The organism is Streptomyces sp. NPDC090741, assembly GCF_044769045.1.
Lineage (GTDB): Bacteria > Actinomycetota > Actinomycetes > Streptomycetales > Streptomycetaceae > Streptomyces.
In genome coordinates this window covers 175,331-201,456 of the sequence record NZ_JBIVXF010000008.1, presented here as the reverse complement: position 1 = coordinate 201,456, position 26,126 = coordinate 175,331, and the positions used below count along the sequence as shown (strand labels likewise).

Below are 26,126 nucleotides of genomic sequence, written 5' to 3'. Positions count from 1 at the left end.
TCTTCCGGATGGGGCATGTCCAAGGTCAGGGGGCGTACGACGATGTACACCGCAGGCTGAGCCGTCGGACCGGTGCCCCGGAATAGACGAAGGCCCTGGCGCAATAGCGCAAGGGCCTCTTGCACAAAGATGCTACCCGAGGAAGGACCGAGGTGTCGGCTCCAGAGCCCACCATGAGCCATGCGGGCGCGCCGGTAGGCGGCCTGCTGGTGCTCGTCGACCCGGTCGCCCGCCGTCTTGACGGCGAGTCCGTGCGGATCGCGAAGGATGTTCTGTCGGCAGGAGCTGCGGCGAAAATCTGCCTCCCGGACTCGCAGGAGGAGTTTGCGCGGGCCCTTGCCCGCCGGGGCCATCGGCAGCCGGTGATCGTCGGCGACGACCGGGCGCTGGTACGGGCCGTGGGGCTGCTGCACCGCGAGCGCGGGCTCGGGGACGGGGCCGTTTCGCTGATTCCGGTGGGGCAGCTGGGGTCGCTGGGGCTGGCGCGGTCGCTGGGTGTTCCGCTGTCGGCGGTGGCGGCGGCGCGGGCGGTGCTGGACGGGGCCGTGCGGACTCGGGACCTGCTGGTGGACGACAGCGACGGGGTGGTGCTCGGGGATCTGCGGATTCCACCCGTCCGGGCGGCATCGAGACCGTCGAGACCGTCGGGGCCGTCGGTGTGGAGCGCGTACCGCTCGCTGGTGCGGACGCTGGTCCCGCCGGGGGCCCGGGTGGGGCACCGGCTGCGGGTGGAGGCGGACGGGCAGGTGCTGGTGGACGTGGACCGGGCGGTGGAGGACCTGCGGGTGGTGCCGGTGTCGTCCGGCGGGGTGATGGAGGTGACGGTCCGGCTGGCCGGCGGCACCTCGCTGCGGGCGAAGGCGGCCTCGGTGACGGTGTCGGGCTCGGACTTCCGATACCGGGCGGACGCGCTGGTGGCGGGTCCGGTCCGGCGGCGTACGTGGACCCTGCGGCCGGGGGCCTGGTCGCTGACGCTGCCGCGGGGGTAGCGGAGGGCGGGGTGCTACGGCGCTGCGGCGTTACGGGTTCGGGAGGTCCAGGGTGGCCCGGTGGGTCCGCCAGCGGTCCATCATCGCGTGCATCTCGCCCTGCAGGAACTCGAAGAACGCCGCCGTCTCCGCCATGCGCGCGCCGGCCGGGGTGTCCGTGCCGACTCCGGCCGCGCCGTCGCGCAGGGTCCTCTCGAACAGGTTCAGCACCTGGTCCCGCCGGGTGAACGTCTCGTACCAGAGCTCGTTGTGCAGGACGTACCGGTCCCGCCGGGAGCCCGGCTCCCGCTCCCGGCTGACCATGGTCACCTGCGTCAGGTACGCCACGGCCCCCGACACCGCCGCCGGGCTGATCCGGAGCGCCTCGCTCAGCTCCGCCGAGGTCATCGATCCGCTGTCGCTCGCGAGCAGCTGCGCGAAGACCCGCGAGGCCATCCGCTGCATTCCCGCCTCGGTCAGCTGCGCGGCGAACCGTTCGACGAAGCGGGAGACCGCCGCTTCGTCGCTCCGTACGTCCTGCGCCTGTACACCCATGTCGTCCGCCACCCTCCTGACTTTATACGTTTCGCTAGCTTCACAAGTTTGTGAAAGTAGCGTACGTTCAAAATCATGACGAAGGCAATCAGCGTCGCCGGACTCCACAAGGCGTTCGGCCGCACCCGCGCACTGGACGGCCTCGACCTTTCGGTCGCCACCGGCGAGGTCCACGGCTTCCTCGGCCCCAACGGCTCCGGCAAATCCACCACCATCCGGGTGCTGCTGGGCCTGCTGCGCGCCGACTCCGGAACCGCCGAGCTGCTCGGCGGCGATCCCTGGGCCGACGCCGTGGAACTGCACCGCCGCGTCGCCTACGTCCCCGGCGACGTCACCCTGTGGCGCAACCTCTCCGGCGGCGAGGTCATCGACCTCTACGGGCGGCTGCGCGGAGGCCTGGACCGGGACCGGCGCGCCGAGCTGATCGAGCGGTTCGAGCTGGACCCCACGAAGAAGGGGCGCACGTACTCCAAGGGCAACCGGCAGAAGGTCGCGCTCGTCGCCGCCTTCTCCTGCGACGCCGAACTGCTCATCCTCGACGAGCCCACCTCCGGGCTGGACCCGCTGATGGAGGGGGTTTTCCAGGGCTGCGTCGCCGAGGCGCGCGCCGCCGGGCGGACCGTGCTGCTCAGCTCGCACATCCTGAGCGAGGTCGAGACCCTCTGCGACCGGGTCAGCATCATCCGCAAGGGCCGCACGGTGGAGACGGGCACGCTGGCCGATCTGCGGCACCTGACCCGTACGTCGATCAGCGCCGAGCTCGCCGGCCCGCCGAACGGCATCGCGCACCTGCCGGGCGTGCACGACGTGGAGGTGCAGGGGCTGAAGATCCGGCTCCAGGCCGATACGGACAAGCTGGACGCCGTACTGCGCTCGCTCGCCGACTCCGGGGTGCGGTCGCTGACCTCGACCCCGCCCACGCTGGAGGAGCTCTTCCTGCGGCACTACGCGGACGGCGCGGACGGCGCGGGCGGCGCGGGCGGCGCGGGCGGCGCGGGCGGCGCCGACGACGTGCACGGCAACGGCGGTGGCGCGAACGTGAAGGCGGGCGTGTCGCGATGAAGAACCAACTGGCCGGCACCGGCACGCTGCTGCGCCTCGCCCTGCGCCGCGACCGCGTGATGATGCCGGTCTGGATCATGGCCGTGGCGCTGCTGGTGCTCAGCCTGCCCGCCTCGCTGGAGTCGGTGTACGGGACGGCCGCCGAACGGGCTCGGCTGCTCACCACGATGAACACCAACGGCTCGCTGCGCGCCCTGTACGGGCCGGCCTTCGGCGACTCCATCGGTGCCCTGACCGCATGGCGCGGCGGGGTCTTCGCCGGGGTGCTGGCCGGGATCATGAGCCTGGTCGTCGTGGTCCGGCACACCCGCGAGGAGGAGGAGTCGGGCCGTCAGGAGATGCTCTCCGCCGCGATGGTGGGCCGCCGGGCACCGCTGACGTCCGCGCTGCTGGCGGCCTTGACGGCCAACGGGCTGGCCGCGCTGCTGGTGACGGCCGGGCTCGCCGGGCGCGGGGCGGGCGGTGCGCTCGCCCTCGGCCTGGGCATCGGCGCCACCGGGATGCTGTTCGCGGCCCTGGCCGCCATCGCGGCGCAGCTCACCGAGAGCGCGCGGCTCGCGAAGGGGCTCACGGGCGCACTGATCGGCGCGGCGTTCGTACTGCGCGCTGCCGGGGACGCCGGGAGCGCCGGGGGTTCGAGCGCGCTGGCCTGGGTGTCGCCGCTGGGCTGGCTGGAGCACGTACGGGCCTTCGCGGCCGAACGCTGGTGGGTGTTCGCCCTGTTCGCGGCGGCCGTGGCGGTGCAGGTGGCGGCGGCGTACGCGCTGGCCGGGCGCCGCGACGTCGGCATGAGCTTCCTGCCGGCCCGGCCGGGCCCGGCGGAGGGCCGGCTCGCCAGTGCGGGGGCGCTGGCCTGGCGGCTCCAGCGGGGGAGCCTGATCGGGTGGAGCCTGGCGTTCCTGGCGGCCGGGGTCGTCTTCGGCGGGATGACGGACGGGGCCACGCAGCTGGTCGGCGACAACGAACGGACCCGCGAGATCATCGAGCGGATGGGCGGGCGGAGCGGGATCGCGGACGCCTTCCTCGCGACGATGGCCGGGATGCTCGGCATGATCGCCGCCCTGTACATCGTCTCGGCGGTGCTGCGGCTGAGCGGTGAGGAGTCGGGGCAGCGCGCCGAACCGCTGCTCGCGAACGCGGTCGGCCGGCTGCGCTGGGCCGGCGGCCACCTGGCGGTGGCGTTCGGCGGCTCGGCACTGATCCTGCTGCTGGCGGGGCTGGGCCTGGGGGTCGGGCACGGCCAGGGCCCCCAGGGCATGGCCGCGGAGGTGGGCGCGACGCTCGCCCAGCTCCCGGCGGTCTGGGTGATCGGCGCCCTCGCGGCCCTCCTGCACGGCGCCGCCCCGAGGTACGCGGTGGCCGCCTGGGCGGTGGCCGGGGGTGCGCTGACGCTGGGCTGGATCGGCCCGGCGCTGAACCTCCCGCAGGCCGTCCTGGACCTCTCGCCCTTCGCCCACCTGCCCAAGCTGCCGGGTGCCGAGGCTCTGGCCTGGGCCCCGCTGCTCGCGCTGACCGCGCTGGCGGCGGCCCTGCTGGCGGCCGGCCTGACGGCACTGCGCCGCCGCGACCTGGCGGTGTAGTCCTCGCCCCGAACTGTCAGAACTCCACGAGGAGTTCGTCCAGACCGCGGATGACGTACCCGTCCCGCCACCGAGGCTCCCGTACGAGCTTCAGGGGCGGGACGCCGTCTGCCAGCAGGGCCCCGAACGAGGCGGTCAGCTCCCGCCGCGCGAGCGGAGCGCCGAGGCAGTAGTGGATTCCGGCGCCGAAGCTGACATGCGGATTGTCGGCCCGTACGAGGTCCAGGGCGTCGGGCCGCTCGAACCGGGCGGGATCCCGGTTCGCGGACCCGAAGAGCAGCGCGACCTCGGCTCCGCGCGGGATGACGGTGTCACCGATCCGGATGTCGTCGAGCACCCAGCGTTCGAACATCTGGAGGGGAGTGTCGTAGCGCATGAGTTCATCCACAGCTGTGGACAACTTTTCGGAATCGAGCGAGGCGAGCTGCTCGGGGTGGCGGAAGAGGGTCCACCAGCCGTTGACGGTGGTGTTCACGGTGGCCTCGTGGCCGGCGTTCAGCAGGAGGACGCAGGTGGAGATCATCTCCTGCTCGCTGAGCCGGCCCTCGTCATCGTGGGCGGCGATCAGACCGGAGATCAGATCCTCGCCGGGCTCCTTGCGCCGCTCGGCGATCAGCTCGCGCAGGTAGGCGCTGAACTCCACGCTCGCGCGGACCGCCCGCCGCGCGGTCTCCTCGTCGGGGCGGAGCTCGTACATCCCGCAGATGTCCGCCGACCAGGGCCGCAGCGGGGCCCGGTCCGCCTCCGGGACGCCGAGCAGCTCGGCGATCACCGCCACGGGCAGCGGCTCGGCGACGACGGTGAGCAGGTCCCCGCCCCCGTCGGCGAGGAGCTGCCCGACCAGCTCCCGGGCGAGCCGGTCCACGGCGGGCGCGAGCTGCTCCACGGTGCGCGGGGTGAACGCCTTGGACACCAGGCGCCGTACGCGTGCGTGGGCGGGATCCTCCAGGTCCAACAGGCCGTTGTCGTTGAGGACATGGAACGGTTCGTGCCCCGGGGGCGGGGCCTCGCGGCCGAAGTCCTCGTGCGAGAAGCGGTGCAGGTAGGTCCGGCCCAGCCGGCGGTCGCGCAGCAGCGCGCTCACATCGGCGTAGTGCGGCACGAGCCACTGCCCGGTGGCCTCCCACCACAGCGCCCGCCCCTGCTCCCGCAGCTCCCGGTAGGCAGGGTAAGGATCGGCAACAAACGCGGCGTCCCACGGATCAAAGCCCATCTCCGAAGCCTAAGACGTCTCCCCGCAGGGGGTGTGACGCGCCGTCATGTCGCTTCCTTGTATGCGGCGCCCGGTGATGTCAAGATCCCGACGAAAGTGAAGAATCATCATATTTCGCTCCACTGAGGGAGACGCGGATGGGCCGAACGGACTCGAAAGGGAGCGTTCTGGCCCGCTCCTGCCGGCTGCTGGCCGGGGCGCTGGCCGCGGTGCTGGCCGGGGTCGCTCTTCAGGCGGGGGTGGCGGCCGGAGCCGGTGCCGGAGCCGGTGCGGACCGGGGCGACGGGCGGCTCGATCCCCGGTTCGGCAACGGCGGCATCGTGTCGACGGCCATCGCACCGAACGGCGGTCCCGACTTCGAGAACGGGCTCGCGGTCGACGACCGCGGCCGCTATCTCGTATCGGGTTCCTCCGACGTCGGCTCCGGGGGCGGAAGCCAGTGGCGGATCGCCCGCTATACGCCCCAGGGGCAGCTGGACCGCTCGTTCGGCTCGGGGGGCGCCGTGCTGACCGGCATGTCGGCCGCGGGCGGGGAGGACGAGCACGTCTGGCGGCTCGCGGTGCAGCACGACGGGAAGATCGTGGCCGTGGGCCACGCCATCACACCGACGGGCGGCGAGGACTTCGCGCTGGCCCGCTACCTGCCCGACGGACGCCTCGACCGGAGCTTCGGCGACGGGGGCAGGGTTTTCACCGCGATCGGCTCCGGCCTGTTCGACGACGAAGCCCAAGCCGTCGGGATCCTGGCGGACGGCAAGATCCTGGTCGCCGGTTTCGCCGGAACGGGCGCGGGCACCGAAGGCCGTGACTTCGCCCTCGCCCGCTACCTCCCGGACGGCCGGCTCGACCGCTCCTACAACCGCCACGGCAGCCGTCCCGGAATCGTCGTGACCGACATCGCCGGGCAGCGCGACCAGCTCAAGAACATGGTGATCGACTCCCGGGGCCGGGCCGTGGCCGTGGGATCGGCAACTCTCGGCGCGGGCCGGGGAGGTACGGACTTCGCGGTCGCCCGGTACCTGCCCGACGGCGTGCTCGACCGGTCCTTCAGCCGGACCGGCCCACACCCGGGTGTGGCCGTCACCGCCATGGCCCCCGGCGACAACCTCGACCTGGCGGAAGGCGTCGCGATCGACCGCAAGGAAAGGATCACCGTCGGCGGTTCGGCGGACACCGGACACCTCTTCGACCTCGCGCTCGCCCGCTACACCCCCGAGGGCGAACTCGACGGGACGTTCGGCACGGGCGGGAAGGTACTGACCAACGTGGGCCCGGGGCTCACCGATGACGACCTCGAAGGTCTCGTCCTCCAGCCCAACGGGAAGATCATCGTCGGCGGGAGCGTCGCCACGACCGAGTTCCTGGTCGACGGGGACTTCCTGCTCGCCCGCTACGAACCGAACGGGAACCTCGACCGGTCCTTCGGCCACGAAGGATTCGTCAGAACCTCCACCGCCCCGGGCAAGGCCGACGACGAGATCTTCGACATCGCCCTCGCCGGTGCCGGAAAGCTCATCGCCGCCGGAGAGTGCGACCAGCCGACGACGGGCCGCGACGTCTGCCTGGTCCGGTACGAGGTCGGCTCCCCGCACTGACCCGGGTGGGCCGGCGCGGCCGCGGCTATGCCGGGGTCACCAGGCGGGTCTCGTAGGCGAACACCGCGGCCTGGGTGCGGTCGCGCAGGCCCAGTTTCACCAGGATGCGGCTGACGTGCGTCTTGATCGTGGACTCCGCGACGATGAGCCGGTCCGCTATCTCCGCGTTGGACAGCCCCTGCGCGATCAGCACCAGCACCTCCGTCTCCCGCTCCGTCAACTCCCCGATCCCCGCCGGGTCCGCCAGCTTCGGCGGGGTCGACAGCTTCGAGAACTCCAGGATCAGCCGCTTGGTGACCGTCGGTGCCAGCAGCGCCTCACCGGAGGCCACCACCCGCACCCCGTCGGCCAGTTGCCGGGCCGAGGCGTCCTTGAGCAGGAACCCGGAGGCCCCGGCCCGCAAGGCCTGGTACACGTACTCGTCGAGGTCGAAGGTCGTCAGGACCAGCACCTTCGCGTCCGTGTCGGAGGCCACGATCTCCCGCGTCGCCTCCAGCCCGTTCATCACCGGCATCCGGATGTCCATCAGCACCACGTCCGGCCGCAGCGCCGCCACCTTGGCGATGGCCTCGCGGCCGTCCACCGCCTCGCCGACCACCTCGATGCCGTCCATCGCGTTCAGCAGGACGGAGAAGCCTTCCCGGACCATCATCTGGTCGTCGACGATCAGCACCCTGATCGTCATGCCGACTGCCCCGACGCCTGCGCCGCGTCCTGCGCCTCGCCCTGTCGTCCGCGCACCGGTATGAACACCGCCACCTCGTACCCGCCCGCCTCGGTCCCCCCGGCCGTCATCTCGCCCTCCAGCATGGCCACCCGCTCCCGCATCCCGGTGATCCCGTGCCCCGCGCCCGGCGAGGGCCGCACATCCCCGGTCGCCGCCGCATTGACCACCCGTATGCCCAACCCGCCCAGTACGTACGAGACCTCGACCGAGGCCGCAGCCCCCGGCGCATGGCGCAGGGTGTTGCTCAGCGCCTCCTGGATGATCCGGTACGCCGACAGCTCCACGCCCGGCGGCAGCTCCCGCACCGCACCCGTCACCGTCTTCTCCAGGCTCAGCCCGGCCTCCCGCACATTGGCCAGCAGCCCGTCCAACGAGGCCAGTGTCGGCTGCGGGGCGTCCGGCGCCTCGTAGTCCGCGGAGCGCACCACACCCAGCACCCGGCGCAGCTCCGTCAGCGCCGCCACCGCGTTCTCCCGGATGGTGGCGAACGCCGCCTCCAGCTCCGGCGGCGGGTTCTTCACCCGGTACGGCGCGGCCTCCGCCTGGATCGCCACCACCGACATGTGGTGGGCCACCACGTCGTGCAGCTCCCGCGCGATCGTCGTCCGCTCCTCCAGCAGCGTCCGCCGGTCCCGCTCGACGGCCGTGACCTCCTGCTGCGCGCTGACCTCCTCCTCCGCTTCCCTGCGTATGTTGCGGACCGTCACCACCAGCAGGGACACCGCCAGGAGGAACGCCATCGGCATGATCTCGACCGGCTCCCCCCGGCCGAGCACGACCGGTATCCCGATCCCGACCCCCAGGGTGATCAGCCACATCCAGCCCGCCGCCCGGGGCCTGGTCCGCATCGCGGCGAAGGTCACCGTGGCGAGGTAGGAGACGAAGGCACCCGGCGACCAGGGCCACACGTCGTTCATGCCGGAGCCGACCACCGCGAGCGCCCCGGTGGCGGCGATGGCCGCCCAGAACGCGCCCACGGGCCGCACCAGGGTCATCAGCACCGGCGTGGCCGCGACCAGCCCCATCACGAGGGAGCTGCTGGGTACGACGTACTCTCCGCTGGTCGTGGACGTCAGCATCACCACGAAGAACGCGACGAACCCGACGACCGCATGCGGCAGATACGCCATGTACGGCCGTATCCGCCCGGGCAGCCGCCGCGTCACCGGACCGTCCGTGCGCATCGGGGCCAGCGGCCGGTACGCGAAGGCGTCCGTGATCAGATCCCGGCGCACGCTCTGGAGCAGGCCGGAGGCCATCCGGAACTCGGGTGTCCGGGGGTTCGCCCGGGAGGTCGTCTCGGTCATACCCCCCACCGTAGGTCGGCCGCCCCCTCGTCCGCGTCGCCGCTGAAGGGGATATCCCGGCCTCCCCCTCAAGTACTACCCGGGGCACTCAGTAGCCCGTCGGACGGACCAGACCCGTCTCGTACGCGAACACCGCGGCCTGGGTGCGGTCCCGCAGGCCCAGCTTCACCAGGATCCGCCCCACATGGGTCTTCACGGTCTGCTCGGCCACCGTCAGGTGCGCGGCGATCTCCGCGTTGGACAGCCCCTGCGCGATCAGCGACAGCACCTCCGTCTCCCGCTCGGTCAGCTCGTCGATCCGCGCCTTGGAAGGCGCCCGAGGCGCCCCCATCCGGGAGAACTCCGTGATCAGCCGCTTGGTGATGTTCGGCGAGAGCAGCGCCGCGCCGGCCGCCACCACCCGGACCGCCTCCGCGAGCTGGTCGGCCGACGCGTCCTTCAGCAGGAACCCCGAGGCCCCGGCGCGCAGCGCCTCGTACACGTACTCGTCGAGGTCGAAGGTGGTCAGCACCAGCACCTTGACGGCGGAGTCCGGGGCGGCGGTGATGATCGAGGTGGCCTCGATGCCGCCCATCCCGGGCATGCGGATGTCCATCAGGACCACGTCCGGCCTGAGTTCGGCGACCTTGGCCACCGCGTCGGCCCCGTCCACTGCCTGGCCGACGACCTCGATGTCGGCCTGGGCGTTGAGGAGGACGGTGAAGCCCTGCCGGACCATCATCTGGTCGTCGGCGATCATCACCTTGATCGGGTCGGCCGGAGTGCTCATGCGTCTTCTTCAGTCCTTCTTCGTCTCGGGATCCATCGGGAGCACGGCGCTCACCTCGTACCCTCCGCCGGGGCGTGGGCCGGCGGAGAGCTCGCCCCCCAGCATGCCCGCCCGCTCCCGCATCCCGAGCAGACCGTGCCCGGCGCCGTGCGAGGGCGGGGCCGGCCGGGTCGGGGCGCTGTTGGCGATGCACAGGTGCAGCTCGCGCGGCCCGTACGCGACGCCGACCTCCACCCGCGATCCGGGCGCGTGGCGCAGGCAGTTGCTCAGCGCCTCCTGCACGATCCGGTACGCCGTGAGCTCGACGCCCGGGGTGAGGGGCCGCCGGATGCCCGCGATCTCGGTGGTGACGGCCAGACCGGCGCTGCGCACGTTGTCCACGAGGCCGTCCAGTTCGGCGAGGGTGGGCTGCGGATGGTGCGGGTTCGCCGGATCGTCCGGCTGCTCGGAGCGCAGCACGCCCAGCACCCGGCGCAGTTCCGTCAGGGCCTCCAGCGCGTTCTCCCGGATGCCCGCCAGGTTCTCCTTGAGCTCCTCGGAGGGGTTCTCCACCAGGTGCGGGGCGACCTGCGCCTGGATGGAGATCACCGACATGTGGTGGGCGACGACGTCGTGCAGCTCGCGGGCGATCCGGCTGCGCTCCTCCAGCAGGGTGCGCCGGGCCCGCTCCTCCTCGGTGATCGTCTCCTGTTCGACGAGCTTGCCCCGGGCCAGGCGGGTGGCCCGCAGGGCGTACCCGAGCAGGCCGACGAAGCCGAAGAGGAGAAGTGCGGCCAGGACGCTGCTCCGGCTGTGCTCCGGTTTGTACAGCAGCTCGGCCAGACCGGTCAGCGCGATGGGGACGGCGATCGCGGCGACGGTCACCCGGGGCGGCACCCGCAGGGCCACCAGCAACAGGACGAGTGCGAACGCGAGGAGCCCGGAGGGCATCCACGGCCAGGTCTGGCCGGGGCCGACGTCGTCCTGGATCGACCAGGCGGTCACGCCCGCGGCCAGCTGGCCGAGCCACCATCCGCCGATCGGGCGGAACATCGCGAGGACGATGGCCGCGCCGGTCAGGATCGCCGCCAGCAGCGGGATGCCGCCGTGGTCGTCGTAGTGCTCGCCCATCTGCTCCGTGGTCAGGAACCCGAAGAAGACCGCGGCGTAGATGACCACCGCGTGCGGCAGCCGGGCCAGCCAGCGGGGTCGGGACATCCGGGGCAGCGGGTCCCGCTCGACGGTGAGCAGGTCGTGGACGAGGGTCCGCAGGAGCCGGGCCCGTGGCGCGGTGGTCCTGCCGGAGTCCGCTCGCGCTTCAACTCCCACGGTGGGCGGCTCGGTCTGCTTGTTCACGTCGTCCAGCCTAGGCATGGTGGATCACCTCTTCGGGCGCCCGCAGGGTGCGGGCCGCGGTCCGGGAGCCCGTGACCGTACCGGCGACCGTCCGGGAGGACGTGCTCCGCTTCGGCCGGCTGGTCTGCTCGTACGTACGGAACGCGGCCCAGCAGACGCCCAGCGCGGCGGCGAACACCGGCAGCCACAGCAGCCGGGCGGCTATCCACTGCGGGGAGTCGGGCACGGTGTGCAGCCCGGGCAGATCGGCGGGGGCCAGCAGCCCCAGGGCGGTGACGGCCATCATCGCGGTCTGGTGCCACAGGAAGATCGTCATCGCGGACAGGTTCATCAGCGCCACCTTCGCCCAGGCCCGCGGCCGACGCATGGCCCGCTCCAGCGGCCCGCGGAGCAGCAGGGCCAGCCCGCACTGGGCCAGGCCGAAGGCGACGGCGGCCAGCGTCGGCGGGTTCAGGTTCGATATCGGGGCCCCCGGAACCCCGACCATGGACGCCGGATACCCGCCCCAGAGGACAAGCCCGACGGTGGCCGCGGCGCCGGCGCCGAGCAGCAGGGCTGCCGGGGTGCGCCGGGCGAACGCCCCGCGGGACCAGGCGGCGCCCAGGGTGTAGGGGACGAGCCAGCCGGCGGCCACATTGACCCAGCCGATCCACTCGGGCCCGCCGAGGCCGAACCGCCACACGTCCACACCGGCCACCACGGCCAGCGGCCACAGCGGGCTGAGCCGGGCCACGAGCGGCGTGGCGGCGGTCAACACGGCGAAGACGAGGAGGAACCAGAGCGGGGAGAGGACGAGCTTGACCAGCGTCTGGACCGTGCTCGGCTCGGCGCCCCCGAGCACCATCCCGGCCGCCGTCACGGCCCATAGGGCGAGCACCGCGGCGACCGGCCGGAACAGCCGCGACAGCCGCTGCCCGACCCACACCCCGTACGGGACCCCGCGCTCGCGCGCCGAGGCGTGGCCGCGGGCGGCGACATGGCCGCCGACCAGGAAGAACACGGCCAGCGTCTGGAACACCCAGGACACCGGCGCCAGCCACGGCAGGTGGGCCAGCGGACTGGTGGTGCTCAGGCCGCCGTTGGCGGTGGTCAGCGCGGTCACGAGCCAGTGGCCCAGGACCACGCCGAGGATGGCGAAGGCCCGCAAGGCGTCCACGGTCCGGTCCCGGTCGGCGGGTGTCCCGGCGTCGATGCGGTCCGCGAGGACGGACCAGCGGGCGCGGAGCTCAGGCATGGGGAACCTCCGGGGCGGTGCCGAGGACGATGCGGGTCAGGCTGTCGAGGGAGGCGGTGCCGGGCTTGAGGTAGTCGCTGTGGCCGCCGGGGCCGACGGCGAAGGGCCGGGCCCCGAAGGCCGGGTCGACGGGGTCGGTGCCGAAGCCGACCCCGCCGAGGCGGACATGGGGGACATGGCCGATCCAGTCGGCCCCGCCGCGCCCGGCCCAGACCCGGGCGCCGGTCGGCAGTTCGGCGGCGGAGCCGGCGCCGGTGCCGGGGCTGCCGAACAGGGCCATGTCGGCGACTTCGGGGCCGGTGCGGGTCCGGGCGCAGACCACGGACCCGTACGAGTGGCAGAGCAGGGAGAGCCGGGCGTCGGGCGCGGCGGCCCGCCCCAAGCGGTCGAGGAAGGGGCCCAGTTCGGCGGCCGCCGCATCCGCCCGGTCGGCGGTCAGGACGGTCGCGCTGACCGTTCCGGGGGTGTCGTACCCGAGCCAGGCGACCACGGCGGAGCGGGGATGCTCGGCCTGGAGGCGCTGCTGCAGGGCGACGGCCCCGGCGCGCAGCCGCTGGTAGGTGTCCAGCGTGGTGTCGGAGCCGGGCACCAGGACGGCGACCCGGTCGGCGGTCTCCAGGTCGCCGAGCACCTCGACGGCCCGGCCCCCTCCGCGGCCGTCGAAGGCGAGGAACCGGGCGGTGCCGTCCGCCTCCATGGCGTGCAGTTTCGCTGCGCGGTCGGTGCGGCCGGCGTCCTGCGCCATGCGGGCCGCCTCGGCGAGGTTGGCGCGGTGGGCGGCGTACCGGTCGGGGAGCGTGGCGTGTTCGGCGAGCACGGCGGGCGCCGGAGCGGGGACGTCGGGAGAGGCGGCGGCGGACACGGGGAGCACGACGGCCGCGGCGACGAGACCGGCCAGCAGGGTGCGCCGCAGCCGGCCGCGGGGGCGCCCCGCGCGGCGACCGGCGGCGGTGCGTCCGTGGGGGCGTCCGTCGCGGAGTCCCTCGCGGTGTCCGTCGAGGCGTCCAACGGGGCGTCCTGCGGCGCGGGTCATGGCGGGTCCCTTTTCCTTCGCTCGATCCAGAGGGGCTGTGCTCGGGTCATCTCTGGTTACGAAGTTAGGAATTGAGGGGCATCATCGGCGTCCCGCTGCAGAGCCCCCTTTCCGCATAGCTCTCAGGTATGACAGGGAAGACCTGAGAGCCACACCCGAAGGGGCCGACCATCCATGGGGATGCATCCCAGGGACCGTGGACCAGGATCCCGGGATGACCAACGGCAACTGGCGCAACGACCGCATAGGCAGCGCGCATCGGGGCGAGAATCCGACCGTTCTGCGCCGCCTCGACCAAGGCTTCGCCGTGATCGGGGACCGGCAGTTCCTCCCCGGGTACGCGGTGCTGCTGACCGACGATCCGTCAGTGACCCGGCTTTCGGATCTTCCGCGGGCGCGCCGGATGGCGTACCTCGGTGACATGGAGCGGCTCGCCGAGGCCGTGGAACGGGCCTGCCGGCGGCTCGACCCGGCCTTTCGGCGGGTGAACATCGAGATCCTGGGCAACACCGACCCGTACCTCCACGCCCACATCTGGCCCCGCTACGACTGGGAGCCCGCCGGCCAGGTCCGCATGCCGGTGTGGCGGTACGAGCAGGAGGAGTACTGGCGGGGCAGTCGCCACGAGCTCGGCCCCCGGCACGACGGGCTGCGCGTCGCCATCGGGGAGGAGCTGGACCGGCTGGCGGAGACGGAGAGGTAGCCGTGCGCGGCTACGGCGTCGTCGCTTCGCGGCCCCCGGCCGTATCGGCCAGCAGTGTGTCCAGGGCCTTCGTGAGGCGGTCCAGGACCTCGACCGTTTCCGTGAAGGCCGCCTCGCCCAGTTCCTCCGCGAGGCGGGTGGCCAGGACGGCGTGGGCCGGGGTGATGCGGGCCACGGCGGCACGCCCCTCCTCCGTCGGGCGGAGCAGCTTCGCGCGCCGGTGGGCCGGGTTCGGGACGTACTCCGCGAGGCCCTTGGCCGCCAGCAGGTCCGCGATGCGCTGGACGCTCTGCCGGGTGATGCCCATGACCCGGGCGATCCCCGCCACCGGCAGCGGCTCCTGGAGCACCGCGCCCAGCACCTGCCACCAGGCAGCGGTCAGCCCGGCCGGTCCGGCGAGTTCCTCGGAGATCGCGAGGAACCGGCCGTTCAGGCCGAACACCCCGAGCGCGGTGCGGCTCAGCAGGTCCTGCCGGGCCCGTACCGGCGAAGCGTCAGGCATCGCCGCGCTCCCCCGCCGCCATCAGCACCGGGAACGCGCTCGCGTCCGAGTCGTGGAACAGGCGGTACCAGGCGTCCAGGACCTCCGGCCCGTAGACGTCCAGCCGGGCGAAGACCTCCCGGGCGAAGGCCACCGGTTCCGTCGGACCCGCCGTGATCAGGTCGCCGTCCGTCACCGCGTCGGCCTCGACGTACCGCCCGGCGCCCGCGTAGCCCGGCTGCCCCGCGAGGTAGCCGGCGGCCGCGCTGGTGTGGGCGTACGCGTCCAGCAGGCCTTCCCGGGCCAGGCCGGCCGTGGCTCCGCAGATCGCCGCGACCGGGACCCCGGCCGCCAGGAACTCCCGCGCCTTCGCCGCGAAGGGGGCCAGGTCGTCGCCGGAGTCCCAGAGCGAGGCGCCGGTCAGGATGAGCAGCGAGGAGTCCTCGGGCGAGAGGTCCGCGAGGGCGAGGTCGGGCTGGATGCGGACGCCGCCCATGGTGGTGACCGGCGCTCCGGCGGCGAAGCCGACCGTACGGACCCTGCGGCCGCGCTGGGTCAGGTGCGCGGTGGTGTGGCCGGTCTCCCAGTCCGCGTACGTGTCGTACACCGCGAGGTGGACCGGCCGGGTGGACGGAGTGGACGTCGTCATCTTCATCGCCTCTTCCATCGGTATGACAGTAGGCTGTCACTTGGACAGCATGCTGTCAATAACCCCGTTCTGCACTCCTGTCTGCACTCCGTGCCGCATTCCGTGCCGACAGACTGCCGAGGCCCGGCCCCCACCCGCAGACAGTCCGCCGATATCCCCTCCCACCTGGGCACTCTTAGCGTGGCCGCATGACCCCTCACGTCACCACGGGCAACCCCGCAGACATCGCGGCCGCCGGCGCGGCCGTCAAGGCCGCCGACCGTGCCCACGTCTTCCACTCCTGGTCCGCCCAGGCCCTGATCGACCCGCTCGCCGTGGCCGGGGCCGAGGGGTCGTACTTCTGGGACTACGACGGCAACCGCTACCTCGACTTCTCCTCCCAGCTGGTGAACACCAACATCGGCCACCAGCACCCCAAGGTCGTCGCCGCGATCCAGGAGCAGGCCGCCCGGCTCTGCACCCTCGCGCCCGGCTTCGCCGTCGACGTCCGCTCCGAGGCCGCACGCCTCATCGCCGAGCGGACCCCGGGCGACCTGGACAAGGTCTTCTTCACCAACGGCGGCGCCGAGGCCGTCGAGAACGCCGTCCGCATGGCCCGTCTGCACACGGGCCGGCAGAAGGTGCTGTCGACGTACCGCTCGTACCACGGGGCCACCGCCGCCGCGATCAACCTGACCGGTGACCCGCGCCGCTGGCCCTCCGACACGGCCGCCGCAGGGGTCGTGCACTTCTGGGGCCCGTTCCTCTACCGCTCGCCGTTCCACGCCGCCACCGAGGCCGAGGAGTGCGAGCGCGCCCTCGCGCACCTCGCCGACACCATCGCCTTCGAGGGTCCGGCGACCATCGCCGCGATCATCCTGGAGAGCGTGCCCGGCACCGCCGGGATCATGACCCCGCCGGCCGGCTACCTCGCGGGCGTACGCGAGCTCTGCGACCGCCACGGCATCGTCTTCATCCTCGACGAGGTCATGTCCGGTTTCGGCCGGACCGGCAAGTGGTTCGCCGCCCAGCACTGGGACGTCACCCCCGACCTGATCACCTTCGCCAAGGGCGTGAACAGCGGGTACGTGCCGCTCGGCGGCGTCGCCATCTCCGGCGCCATCGCCGAGACCTTCGCCACCCGCCCCTACCCCGGCGGCCTGACGTACTCCGGCCACCCCCTGGCCTGCGCCGCCGCCGTGGCGACGATCAACGCCATGGAGGAGGAGGGCGTCGTCGAGCACGCCGCCCACCTCGGTGCGAACGTGATCGGCCCGGCGCTCGCCGAGATCGCCGAGCGGCACCCGTCGGTCGGCGAGGTCCGCGGCCTGGGCGCGTTCTGGGCGCTGGAGCTCGTACGCGACAAGGAGACGCGCGAGCCGCTCGTCCCGTACAACGCGGCCGGGGCCGACAACGCGCCGATGGCCGAGTTCGCCGCGGCCTGCAAGGCCTCCGGCCTGTGGCCCTTCGTCAACATGAACCGGACGCACGTCGTGCCGCCGTGCACCATCACGGAGGCGGAGGCCAAGGAGGGCCTGGCCCTGCTGGACGAGGCGCTGACGGTCGCGGACCGGCACACCACGGCGGCCTGACCGGCGGCGGCCGATCAGGTAACGGCCGACGTTCGACCGGTTTCAGCCTCGCTGCCTGGCCTAAGGTGTCCGAAAGTTCACTGAAGGAGACGGACCCCTATGTCAGGCAGCGGCGCTGTCACCCGCAACACACTTCGCCAGCAGATCGCGGACGCGCTGCGCGACGAGGTGCTGGCGGGACGCCTGCCACCGGGCACCGAGTTCACGGTCAAGCACATCGCCGAGCAGTACGAGGTCTCCGCGACCCCCGTACGCGAGGCACTGGTCGACCTCGCGGCCCAAGGGCTGCTGGAATCGGTCCAGCACCGGGGCTTTCGCGTGCGCGTCTTCTCCGTGGACGACTACCGGGGCATGATCGAGGCCCGTACGCTCATAGTGGACGGGATCTTCCGGCGGCTCGTCGAGCGCGGCACGGCGCCCGGCTCCGGCGAAATGCTGGTGTCGGTGCGCCGTCGTGCCGAGGAGGCTTGCAGGGCCGCGCAGAGCGGTTCCCTCGAAGTGCTGATCGGCTACGACCTGCGCTTCTGGAGGGAGCTGAGCGGGCTGGTCGGCAACACGTACATCTCGGAGTTCCTGCACCGCATCCGGGTGCAGTGCTGGGTCTTCGCCGTACCGCACCTGAAGGCGGCGCCGGATCTGCACACCGGACTGTGGTCCGGCCACAACGAGCTGGTGGACGCGGTGACGCGGGCCGACGCCGACGAGGTGCGCAGCCTCGTGTACGCGTACAACCAGCACGGGCTGGACTGGGCCGCGGGCCTGAAGACGGTCGGCGCATGACCGACACGACCGCAACCGGAACGGCCGGCGAAACCGACACCGACACCGACACCCGCCCCGAAGCCGCCGAAGCCCCCGCCTGGCTCGGCGCCGTCGGGCTCTCCGTCGTCATCCCCGCCCACGACGACGCGCACCGGATCGGCCCGACGCTCGACGCCTTCCGCGCCCACCTCGACGCCCGCCTCGGCAGCGGCCCCGGCGACTGGGAGCTCGTCGTCGTCGACGACGCCTCCGCCGACGCCACCGCCGCCCTCGTCGAAGCCGCGGCGGCCGACGAGCCCCGGATCCGGCTGATCCGCTCCGAGCACCACCGCGGCAGGGGCGCCGCGCTGCGCGCCGGAGTGCTCGCCTCCGCCGGGGAGCGGGTACTGCTCGCGGACGCCGGGCTCAGGACGCCGCCGGCCGAGCTGGACAGACTGGAGCAGGCCCTCGGCGAAGAGGGCCCGGGCGCGACCGCCGCCCTCGGCCGGTCGGGAAACCGCCTGGTCCGCGCCCTGGGCATCCCCGGGATACCGGGCTTCCGCGCCGACACCTGCGGCTTCGCCCTCTTCGACGGGGACCGGGCGCGGGCCGCCTTCGGCGCCTCCGTCCTCGACGGCCCGGCCATCGACGCCGAGGTACTGCGCTGGGTGCGCCGCCAGGGCTGGCACGTGGCCGAGGTACCGGTGCGCCGCACCCCGGACCCGGCGCCGCGCCCCCGCCGCGCCGCCGGCGACCGCCGCCGCGCGCTGGCGGAACTCTTCCGGCTGAACGCCGGCGGCCTCGCCGTCGCCGCCGTCTTCATCGCCCTCTCCGCGTACGTCTTCCACGGCCTGTGGGCGGACCTCGACGGCCGCTACCTCAAGGACGCGCTCCAGGACCAGAACCAGTGGGAGTGGTTCGTCGGCGTCGCCACCGACAACATCACCCACCTGCGCAACCCGCTCTTCACCACGGCCCAGGGCATGCCCGACGGCGTGAACCTGATGGCCAACGCCACGATGCTCGGCCTGACCGTCCCGCTGATCCCGGTCACCATCCTGTTCGGGGAGACGGTCACCTTCGCGCTCGTCCTCACGCTCGGCATGGCCGCCAGCGCCTGGACCTGGTACTGGCTGATCCGCCGCCGCCTCGTGCAGAGCCGCTGGGCCGCCGCCGCCGGTGGCGCGCTCGCCGCGTTCGCGCCGCCGATGGTCTCGCACGCCAACGGCCACCCGAACTTCGTCGTCCTCTTCATGCTCCCGCTGATCATCGACCGGGCCCTGCGCCTGTGCGAGGGGCGCGACATCGTCCGCGACGGGGTCCTGCTCGGCCTGTTCGCGACGTACCAGATATTCCTCGGCGAGGAGCCGCTGCTCATCGCCGCGCTCGGCATGCTGGTCTTCTCGCTGGCGTACCTGCTGGTCGACCGGCGGCGCGCCCTGGCCGCCACACGGCCGCTGGGCCTGGGCCTGGTCATCGCCGCCGGCGTCTGCGTACCGCTGCTGATCTTCCCGCTGTACTGGCAGTTCTTCGGCCCGCAGAGCTACCACTCGGTGCTGCACGGGGACAACGCCGGGAACAGCCCGCGCGCCCTGGTCGAGTACGCCGCCCGCTCGCTCTTCGGCGACGCCGAGACGGCCGGACGGCTCTCCCTGAACACCACCGAGCAGAACGCCTTCTACGGCTGGCCGCTGCTGGCGCTCGGCGTGGCCGTGTGCGTGTGGATGTGGCGCAACAGGGTCGTCCGGGCGCTCGCGATCACCGGCGCCGTGGTCCTGGCGCTGTCCCTCGGGCCCTGGGTGCCCGTCCCGCGTACGGACGTCGTGCTGCCGGGGCCGTGGCGGCTGATGGTGAAGCTGCCGCTGTTCGAGTCGGTGATCGAGGGGCGCGTGGCGATGGTGTGCGCCCCCGTACTGGGCGTGCTGCTCGCGCTCGCGCTGGACCGGATCGTACGGATGCGCACGCGCGAGCTGCGGATGCTCGGCCTGCTCGGGGTGGCGGCGGCGCTGATCCCGGTGCTGCCGCTGCCGCTGGCCGTACGGGAGCGGGCGCCGGTGCCGGCGTTCATCACCTCGGGGGCCTGGAAGGGGTACGTCAAGGACGGCGAAGCACTCGTTCCCGTCCCGCTGCCGGACCCGGGGCAGGCGGACGCGCTGCACTGGCAGGTCGAGGCGGACTTCGGCTTCCGGCTGGCCGGCGGCTACTTCAACGGCCCGTGGGGGCCCGACCGGATCGGCATCTACGGGGCCACTCCGCGGCACCTCTCGAACCTCCTGCGGGACGTCCGGTACGGGGCGCAGCCGCCGGAGATCACCCCGCAGTGGCGGGAGCGGGCCCGGCAGGACCTGGAGTTCTGGAAGGCGGGCGCGGTCGTGCTGCCGTTCCAGGACCGGGGGGTGGAGCTGCGGGACATGATCAGCGAGCTGCTGGGCCGGCAGCCGCAGAAGGTGGAGGACGTATGGGTCTGGAGGGTGGGTCCGGGACAGGTGTAGCGGGCGGCTCCGGCGCGGGTGCGGCGGGCGGCTCCGGCGCCGGTCGTGCCTGATGGGGGCCGGGTACCGCCGCGGGTTCGCCAAGGGATCCGCCACAGGTTCTGCGCAGCCCTTCGCGGAGGGTGTTCGGCGCACTACGCTGGCCCGATCGGCGACATCGACTGATCGGAGCCCGCGTGGCCTGTGACCTGTGGCTGGTCCCCCTTGTCGACGTGCTGTGCCACAGCCCCGACAACCCGTTCGCGGAAGAGATCGCCGCGTACGACAAGGCACTGGGCGAGGCGGGGCTGCCGTCGGTGCCCGTGTTCGCGTACATGCCGGGCCTGAGCGGGGACGTGGCCCCCGTGGCCGGCTTCGACTACGACGCCCTGCACTTCCTGCGGCGGGCGTACCTGCTGCAGATCTGCGGGCTACCGGTGACTCCGGTGGACGAGCTGGGCGGGGACTACGAGCAGCTGCTGGAGATGTTCGAGTCGACGGCGCAGCAGTCGCACCTGGTGTGGCACTACGACCATGCCGGGGCGTACGTGCCGGTGGATTTCGCGGCTCCGCTGGCCAATGAGGAGCTGCTGGCCGGGGGCGGGCCGCTGGGGTCGGCGCAGGGGCTGCTGCGCGAGCTGATGGTGGTGGCGCCGGCGATCGGGATCGACCCCGGGAATCCGCCGGTGGCGCCGGCGGCGCCGGGGCGGCCCACGTCCTTGGAGGAGCCGGCGGGGCCGATTCCGTACGACGAGAGCCCCTTCGCGCGGGAGCGGCACGTGTGGCTGGGGCTGCATGCGGCGGCGACGCGCAGCCTCGGACAGGGCTCGATGATCATCTTCAGCTGATGTCGCCGGGTCGGGGGCTCGCCCCCGACCCCTCACACGTCGGCGGGCCTGGTCAGCGGGGCTGTTCCGGGGGGCGCTGGCGGGGCATGTTGGGGCGGGTGCCCGGGGGGAGGGGGAAGCGGGTCGGGGGGAGTCCCGCTTCGGCCCGGGAGGAGGGGGCGCCGAGCGACTGCATCACCAGCGGAGCCGGCCCCGACGAGAACTCCACCATCCACTCCGCGGTCTCGGACCGCACCAGCTCCGTCACGTCCTCCGAGAAGCGGCGCAGCACGGTCAGGCACCGCTCCGCCGCCTCGCTCGCCGTGCCCTCCGTGGGGCCCAGGACCTCCCGTACGTTCTCCGAGGCCCAGTCGAACTGCAGCGTCTGCAGACGGCGCTGCACCGCCTGCGCGGTCGCCACGTCCCGCATCCAGCCCGAGGTCAGGCCGAAGAACCGGTCGCAGGCCAGGCACGCCGCGGCCAGCAGCAGCGAGAGGTACCCGTACGGGGCCGCGCCCGGCGCGGACCCCGTCAGCTCCAGCAGTGGAATCGCGGCTCCGGCCACCGCCCCGGCCGCCGCGCCGATCCGCAGCACCCGGGCGCCCCGGCGCTTCCACGCCCGGTCGGACAGATACCACTCCGCGGTGCGCAGCGCATCGGCCTCGACCCGCCGGTAGAGCTCGTCCAGCCGCTCGGCCGGCTCGCCCCAGTCCCCGAGGGGGAACGGTCCGCCGGTCAGATCGCCCGCCGCCATCGGTCCGCTGCCCTCCTCCCGGGAGTCCCGGGGTTCCCGGGGATCCCGGGGTGGCCCCTCGGGCTGCATCTCCGGCTGGCTCACCCGGCACTCCCTCTGCCTGCGCTGACGTGTGGTGGTGCGCGTGTGCGCAATGATGCGCATGCCCTTCCTACCTTCGAATGGCGGCCGATGGGCGACGAATCCCCGGTTTTCCGCCCGCAAGGAGGTCTCCATCAGGTGCGCGCACGCCCCGTCTCTCACTCGAAAGAGTTGGTCCTCACGGCGTAGGGCGCGCCGAGCGGGGAGCACGTAGGCTCGGATTGACCAAGCTGTCCCAGGCTTGGACAGACGTGACGGAGTGAGTGACCTGTGATTCCCGGTGGTGGCCAGCCCAACATGCAGCAGCTGCTGCAGCAGGCCCAGAAGATGCAGCAGGACCTTGCCGCGGCCCAGGAGGCGCTTGCGCAGGCCGAGGTCGAGGGCCAGGCCGGCGGCGGCCTGGTGAAGGCGACCGTCACCGGCTCCGGTGAACTGCGCGCGCTGGTGATCGACCCCAAGGCCGTGGATCCGACGACCGCCGATTCCCTCCAGGAGCTTGGCGAAACCCTCGCCGACCTGGTCGTCGCGGCGGTCCAGGCCGCCAACGAGAACGCCCAGGCGCTCCAGCAGGAGAAGCTCGGCCCGCTGGCCCAGGGCCTGGGCGGCGGCAGCGGCATCCCCGGTCTCCCGTTCTAGCCCTCCACCCCAACCCCCCATAGCGAAAGAAGGCAGTCCGTGTACGAAGGCGTGGTCCAGGACCTGATCGACGAACTGGGCAGGCTGCCCGGCGTCGGGCCCAAGAGCGCGCAGCGGATCGCCTTCCACATCCTGCAGGCCGAGCCCACCGACGTCCGCCGCCTCGCGCACGCGCTGCTGGAGGTCAAGGACAAGGTCCGGTTCTGCGCGGTGTGCGGGAACGTGGCGCAGGAGGAGCGGTGCAACATCTGCCGCGATCCGCGCCGCGACACCACGGTCATCTGTGTGGTGGAGGAGCCGAAGGACGTCGTCGCGGTCGAGCGGACCCGCGAGTTCCGGGGCCGGTACCACGTCCTCGGCGGCGCGATCAGCCCGATCGAGGGCGTCGGCCCCGACGACCTGCGCATCCGCGAGCTGCTGGCGCGCCTCGCGGACGGCGAGGTGACCGAGCTGATCCTCGCCACCGACCCGAACCTGGAGGGCGAGGCGACCGCCACGTACCTCGCCCGCATGATCAAGCCCATGGGCCTGAAGGTCACCCGCCTGGCCAGCGGGCTCCCCGTCGGGGGAGATCTGGAGTACGCGGACGAGGTCACGCTCGGGCGGGCCTTTGAAGGAAGGCGACTTCTCGATGTCTGACGCAACGCTGCACGCCCTGGCCCAGGATCCGGACGACTTCGCCGTCCAGATCGCGGACCAGATCGAGTCCTTCATCGTCGCGGTCACCGAGGTGGCCAAGGGCGAGGACCCGGACAGCGCGGTGCCCTTCCTCCTCCTGGAGGTGTCCCAGCTGCTGCTGGCGGGCGGCCGGCTGGGCGCGTACCAGGACGTCCTGCCCGACGAGCGCTACGAGCCCGACCTCGGTCCGGAGCCGGACGTGGACGACCTGCGCGAGCGGTTCGCGATCATGCTGGAGCCGGTCGACGTCTACTCCGAGGTCTTCGACCCGTACGAGCCGCGCAAGGCCCCGGTGGCGCACCGGATCTCCGACGATCTGGCCGACGTGGTCGCCGACCTGCGGCACGGGCTGATCCACCACCAGTCGGGCCGCGTCACGGAGGCGCTGTGGTGGTGGCAGTTCTCGTACTTCACCAACTGGGGCCCGACGGCCTCGGCCACCCTGCGCGCCCTCCAGTCGCTGATCGCGCACGTACGGCTGGATCAGCCGCTGGAGGCCCTGGACGGCCTGGACACCGACGAGGACCTGGCCGAGGACGACCTCGCCGAGCAGGCCGGACGGGTGATGGCCGAGGAAATCGGTGCCCGGCTGGGCCTGCCGGGGAAGTAGGGACCCGGTAAGCGGGGAACCCCTCGGGCGGGGAACTCGAACTCCGGTCTGTTCGTCTCATGATGTGGTACGAAGCGGTCGGATCCCGACCGCTCGTTACACTGCACCAGCAATGAGACGGACTGAGCGAGGAGCGCACGTGGGCCTTGTCGTGCAGAAGTACGGAGGCTCCTCCGTAGCCGATGCCGAGGGCATCAAGCGCGTCGCCAAGCGGATCGTGGACGCCAAGAAGAACGGCCACCAGGTGGTCGTCGTGGTTTCCGCGATGGGCGACACGACGGACGAGCTGATCGATCTCGCCGAACAGGTATCCCCGATGCCTGCCGGGCGCGAATTCGACATGCTGCTGACCGCCGGAGAGCGTATCTCCATGGCCCTGCTGGCCATGGCGATCAAAAACCTGGGCCACGAGGCCCAGTCGTTCACCGGCAGCCAGGCAGGCGTCATCACCGACTCGGTCCACAACAAAGCGCGCATCATCGATGTCACGCCGGGCCGTATCCGTACCGCGCTGGACGAGGGCAACATCGCCATCGTCGCCGGCTTCCAGGGCGTGTCGGCGGACAGCAAGGACATCACCACCCTCGGCCGGGGCGGCTCGGACACGACCGCCGTCGCGCTCGCCGCGGCGCTGGACGCCGAGGTCTGCGAGATCTACACCGATGTCGACGGCGTCTTCACCGCGGACCCCCGCGTCGTGAAGAAGGCCCGGAAGATCGACTGGATCTCGTCCGAGGACATGCTGGAGCTCGCCGCCTCCGGTTCCAAGGTGCTGCTGCACCGCTGTGTCGAGTACGCACGCCGATACAACATCCCGATCCACGTCCGCTCGTCCTTCTCGGGACTGCCGGGCACCTGGGTCAGCAACGAGAATCCGCAAGGGGACGAGCAGGTGGAGCACGCCATCATCTCCGGAGTCGCTCACGACGTCTCCGAAGCCAAGATCACGGTCGTCGGCGTACCGGACAAGCCGGGCGAGGCCGCGGCGATCTTCCGCGCCATCGCGGACGCCGAGATCAACATCGACATGATCGTGCAGAACGTGTCCGCCGCGTCCACGGGCCTGACGGACATCTCCTTCACCCTCCCCAAGACCGAGGGCCACAAGGCCATCGACGCGCTGGAGAAGGCCAAGGGCGCCATCGGCTTCGACTCGCTGCGCTACGACGACCAGATCGGCAAGATCTCCCTGGTCGGCGCGGGCATGAAGACGAACCCGGGCGTCACCGCCTCCTTCTTCCAGGCGCTGTCCGACGCGGGCGTCAACATCGAGCTGATCTCGACCTCCGAGATCCGCATCTCGGTCGTGACCCGCCAGGACGACGTCAACGAGGCCGTCCGCGCCGTGCACACGGCCTTCGGCCTCGACTCCGACAGCGACGAGGCCGTCGTCTACGGAGGCACCGGACGATGACCGCGACCCGGTCGACCCCGGCTCCGGCGCTCGCCGTGGTCGGGGCGACCGGAGCAGTCGGCTCCGTGGTGCTCCAGATCCTGTCCCAGCGGGCGGACGTCTGGGGCGACATACGCCTGATCGCCTCCGGGCGCTCGGCCGGCCGCATGCTGGCCGTGCGCGGGCAGGAGTGCGAGGTGCTCGCCCTCACCGAGGACGCCTTCGAGGGCATCGGCCGGGGCGATGTGGTGCTGTTCCTGACTCCGGCCGAGGTCTCGGCCCGCTGGGCCCCGGTCGTCGTCACGCGCGGAGCCGTCGCCGTCGACCAGTCCGCGGCCTTCCGCGAGGACCCCGAGGTGCCGCTGGTGGTGCCCGAGGTCAACGCGCAGGCCGTACGGATGCGCCCGCGCGGCATCGTCGCGAGCCCGGACTGCGTCACCGCCGCGATGATCGCGGCCCTGGGCGCGCTGCACGCCGAGTACGGGCTGGCCGACCTGACCGTGTCCTCGTACCAGGCCGCGAGCGCGGCCGGCCGGGCCGGCTCGGAGGCGCTGCGCCGCCAGCTGTCGCTGGTCGCCGGGACCTCCCTGGGCGAGCAGACCGGGGACGTGCGCCGCGCCGTCGGCGAGGACGCGGGTCCCTTCGCGGCCCCGCTCGCGCTCAACGTGGTGCCGTGGTCCGGGGAGCTGCGCGCGGGCGGCTGGTCCTCGCACGAGCTGGCCGTACGGGCGCAGACCCGCCGGGTCCTGCACCTGGACGCGCTCCCGGTGGCGGTGACCTGCGTACAGGTGCCCGTGCTGACCGGGCATTCGCTGAGCGTACGGGCGCGGTTCGAGGCCGAGGTGGACGCCTCGCAGGCCCGGGAGACCCTGGAGGCCGCGCCCGGCGTGGTCGTGGTGGACGATCCGGCGGCCGGGGAGTTCCCGACTCCGGTGGACGCCGCGGGGACGGATCCGGCGTGGGTGGGGCGGCTGCGGGCCTCGCTCGACGATCCGCGCTCCCTGGAGTTCTTCGTGTGCGCGGACAATCTCCGCAACGGGGCCGCCCTGAACGCCACTCAGATCGCGGAACTGATCGCTGGTGAATTCGCGTAATTCACTTTGTAGGATCAGTGCTGATCCCTTGATCAAGGTGATGGCCTGACTGCCGCCTG

Annotated in this window: 25 protein-coding genes; 14 read left to right on the top strand and 11 right to left on the bottom strand. The window is 72.5% G+C overall.

Features of this window, described 5'->3' with window-relative positions; all coding sequences use genetic code 11:
* Nucleotides 1-173: 173 nt before the first annotated feature.
* On the top strand, nt 174-989 hold the full coding sequence (locus ACIQU4_RS22690) for a diacylglycerol kinase (protein ID WP_403734054.1): 816 nt from the start codon (nt 174-176) through the stop codon (nt 987-989).
* A gap of 30 nt (nt 990-1,019) precedes the next feature.
* Here ACIQU4_RS22690 and ACIQU4_RS22685 read toward each other — a convergent pair whose 3' ends face one another.
* The gene (locus tag ACIQU4_RS22685) at nt 1,020-1,523 is read right to left on the bottom strand and encodes a GbsR/MarR family transcriptional regulator (RefSeq protein WP_403734051.1); all 504 of its coding nucleotides are present in this window, start codon (nt 1,521-1,523) and stop codon (nt 1,020-1,022) included.
* A gap of 75 nt (nt 1,524-1,598) precedes the next feature.
* Here ACIQU4_RS22685 and ACIQU4_RS22680 point away from each other — a divergent pair, with 75 nt between their 5' ends.
* Both ACIQU4_RS22680 and ACIQU4_RS22675 read left to right on the top strand, forming a co-directional pair.
* The gene (locus ACIQU4_RS22680; RefSeq protein ID WP_403733562.1) at nt 1,599-2,585 is read left to right on the top strand and encodes an ATP-binding cassette domain-containing protein; all 987 of its coding nucleotides are present in this window, start codon (nt 1,599-1,601) and stop codon (nt 2,583-2,585) included.
* Nucleotides 2,582-4,165 carry an ABC transporter permease gene (locus tag ACIQU4_RS22675; RefSeq protein ID WP_403733560.1) on the top strand — a complete coding sequence of 528 codons (1,584 nt, stop codon included), beginning with the start codon at nt 2,582-2,584 and terminating at the stop codon, nt 4,163-4,165. The genes ACIQU4_RS22680 and ACIQU4_RS22675 overlap by 4 nt, the downstream gene beginning before the upstream one ends.
* Nucleotides 4,166-4,181: 16 nt before the next feature.
* On the opposite strand, the gene ACIQU4_RS22670 is transcribed toward ACIQU4_RS22675, so the two are convergent.
* Nucleotides 4,182-5,378, bottom strand: a complete 1,197-nt coding sequence (locus ACIQU4_RS22670; protein ID WP_403733558.1) for a cytochrome P450 — start codon at nt 5,376-5,378, stop codon at nt 4,182-4,184.
* Nucleotides 5,379-5,515: 137 nt separating this feature from the next.
* Here ACIQU4_RS22670 and ACIQU4_RS22665 point away from each other — a divergent pair, with 137 nt between their 5' ends.
* Nucleotides 5,516-6,973, top strand: coding sequence for a hypothetical protein (locus ACIQU4_RS22665; RefSeq protein WP_403733556.1), 1,458 nt, complete (start codon nt 5,516-5,518; stop codon nt 6,971-6,973).
* Between the two features lie 25 nt (nt 6,974-6,998).
* On the opposite strand, the gene ACIQU4_RS22660 is transcribed toward ACIQU4_RS22665, so the two are convergent.
* The 6 genes from ACIQU4_RS22660 to ACIQU4_RS22635 all read right to left on the bottom strand — a co-directional run bounded on the left by ACIQU4_RS22660 (nt 6,999) and on the right by ACIQU4_RS22635 (nt 13,378).
* Entirely contained in the window at nt 6,999-7,658 is a 660-nt protein-coding gene (locus tag ACIQU4_RS22660) for a response regulator transcription factor (protein WP_030152841.1), read from the bottom strand.
* Complete coding sequence (locus ACIQU4_RS22655) at nt 7,655-9,007, bottom strand: sensor histidine kinase (protein WP_403733550.1); 1,353 nt, start codon at nt 9,005-9,007, stop codon at nt 7,655-7,657. The genes ACIQU4_RS22660 and ACIQU4_RS22655 overlap by 4 nt, the downstream gene beginning before the upstream one ends.
* Before the next feature lie 88 nt (nt 9,008-9,095).
* Nucleotides 9,096-9,776, bottom strand: a complete 681-nt coding sequence (locus ACIQU4_RS22650) for a response regulator (RefSeq protein WP_403733547.1) — start codon at nt 9,774-9,776, stop codon at nt 9,096-9,098.
* Nucleotides 9,777-9,785: 9 nt separating this feature from the next.
* Nucleotides 9,786-11,111 carry a sensor histidine kinase gene (locus tag ACIQU4_RS22645; RefSeq protein ID WP_403733544.1) on the bottom strand — a complete coding sequence of 442 codons (1,326 nt, stop codon included), beginning with the start codon at nt 11,109-11,111 and terminating at the stop codon, nt 9,786-9,788.
* 10 nt (nt 11,112-11,121) lie between these two features.
* Nucleotides 11,122-12,345 (bottom strand): acyltransferase, encoded by a 1,224-nt coding sequence (locus ACIQU4_RS22640; RefSeq protein ID WP_403733541.1) that lies wholly within the window; start codon nt 12,343-12,345, stop codon nt 11,122-11,124.
* Nucleotides 12,338-13,378: an alpha/beta hydrolase gene (locus ACIQU4_RS22635; RefSeq protein WP_403733538.1), complete on the bottom strand. Its 1,041-nt coding sequence runs from the start codon at nt 13,376-13,378 to the stop codon at nt 12,338-12,340. The genes ACIQU4_RS22640 and ACIQU4_RS22635 overlap by 8 nt, the downstream gene beginning before the upstream one ends.
* A gap of 214 nt (nt 13,379-13,592) precedes the next feature.
* Here ACIQU4_RS22635 and ACIQU4_RS22630 point away from each other — a divergent pair, with 214 nt between their 5' ends.
* Nucleotides 13,593-14,081, top strand: coding sequence for an HIT family protein (locus ACIQU4_RS22630; protein WP_403733535.1), 489 nt, complete (start codon nt 13,593-13,595; stop codon nt 14,079-14,081).
* Between the two features lie 10 nt (nt 14,082-14,091).
* Here ACIQU4_RS22630 and ACIQU4_RS22625 read toward each other — a convergent pair whose 3' ends face one another.
* A complete protein-coding gene (locus ACIQU4_RS22625; protein ID WP_403733532.1) occupies nt 14,092-14,583 on the bottom strand; it encodes a MarR family winged helix-turn-helix transcriptional regulator in 492 nt (163 codons plus the stop codon).
* Nucleotides 14,576-15,211, bottom strand: coding sequence for a DJ-1/PfpI family protein (locus ACIQU4_RS22620; protein WP_403734048.1), 636 nt, complete (start codon nt 15,209-15,211; stop codon nt 14,576-14,578). Before ACIQU4_RS22620 ends, ACIQU4_RS22625 begins: the two co-directional genes overlap by 8 nt.
* A 188-nt stretch (nt 15,212-15,399) precedes the next feature.
* Here ACIQU4_RS22620 and ACIQU4_RS22615 point away from each other — a divergent pair, with 188 nt between their 5' ends.
* From ACIQU4_RS22615 to ACIQU4_RS22600, 4 genes are all read left to right on the top strand, one after another.
* Nucleotides 15,400-16,782, top strand: coding sequence for an aspartate aminotransferase family protein (locus ACIQU4_RS22615; RefSeq protein WP_053692712.1), 1,383 nt, complete (start codon nt 15,400-15,402; stop codon nt 16,780-16,782).
* Nucleotides 16,783-16,881: 99 nt separating this feature from the next.
* Complete coding sequence (locus ACIQU4_RS22610) at nt 16,882-17,562, top strand: GntR family transcriptional regulator (RefSeq protein WP_403733529.1); 681 nt, start codon at nt 16,882-16,884, stop codon at nt 17,560-17,562.
* The gene (locus tag ACIQU4_RS22605) at nt 17,559-20,015 is read left to right on the top strand and encodes a glycosyltransferase (RefSeq protein ID WP_403733526.1); all 2,457 of its coding nucleotides are present in this window, start codon (nt 17,559-17,561) and stop codon (nt 20,013-20,015) included. The genes ACIQU4_RS22610 and ACIQU4_RS22605 overlap by 4 nt, the downstream gene beginning before the upstream one ends.
* Nucleotides 20,016-20,191: 176 nt before the next feature.
* On the top strand, nt 20,192-20,842 hold the full coding sequence (locus ACIQU4_RS22600) for a hypothetical protein (protein ID WP_030152821.1): 651 nt from the start codon (nt 20,192-20,194) through the stop codon (nt 20,840-20,842).
* Nucleotides 20,843-20,894: 52 nt separating this feature from the next.
* Here the strand turns inward: ACIQU4_RS22600 and ACIQU4_RS22595 are convergent, their stop codons facing one another.
* Nucleotides 20,895-21,659 carry an SLATT domain-containing protein gene (locus ACIQU4_RS22595; protein WP_403733522.1) on the bottom strand — a complete coding sequence of 255 codons (765 nt, stop codon included), beginning with the start codon at nt 21,657-21,659 and terminating at the stop codon, nt 20,895-20,897.
* A 267-nt stretch (nt 21,660-21,926) separates the two neighbouring features.
* Between ACIQU4_RS22595 and ACIQU4_RS22590 the strand changes: the two genes are divergently transcribed.
* The 5 genes from ACIQU4_RS22590 (at nt 21,927) to ACIQU4_RS22570 (ending at nt 26,067) form a co-directional block, all read left to right on the top strand.
* Nucleotides 21,927-22,292, top strand: a complete 366-nt coding sequence (locus tag ACIQU4_RS22590; RefSeq protein WP_403733519.1) for a YbaB/EbfC family nucleoid-associated protein — start codon at nt 21,927-21,929, stop codon at nt 22,290-22,292.
* Nucleotides 22,293-22,331: 39 nt separating this feature from the next.
* Nucleotides 22,332-22,931, top strand: a complete 600-nt coding sequence (gene recR, locus ACIQU4_RS22585) for a recombination mediator RecR (protein WP_365951215.1) — start codon at nt 22,332-22,334, stop codon at nt 22,929-22,931.
* Entirely contained in the window at nt 22,924-23,580 is a 657-nt protein-coding gene (locus ACIQU4_RS22580; RefSeq protein WP_385573774.1) for a DUF5063 domain-containing protein, read from the top strand. The genes recR and ACIQU4_RS22580 overlap by 8 nt, the downstream gene beginning before the upstream one ends.
* 139 nt (nt 23,581-23,719) lie before the next feature.
* A complete protein-coding gene (locus ACIQU4_RS22575; protein ID WP_030152812.1) occupies nt 23,720-24,994 on the top strand; it encodes an aspartate kinase in 1,275 nt (424 codons plus the stop codon).
* Nucleotides 24,991-26,067, top strand: a complete 1,077-nt coding sequence (locus ACIQU4_RS22570) for an aspartate-semialdehyde dehydrogenase (RefSeq protein WP_403733513.1) — start codon at nt 24,991-24,993, stop codon at nt 26,065-26,067. The genes ACIQU4_RS22575 and ACIQU4_RS22570 overlap by 4 nt, the downstream gene beginning before the upstream one ends.
* Nucleotides 26,068-26,126 lie beyond the last annotated feature (59 nt).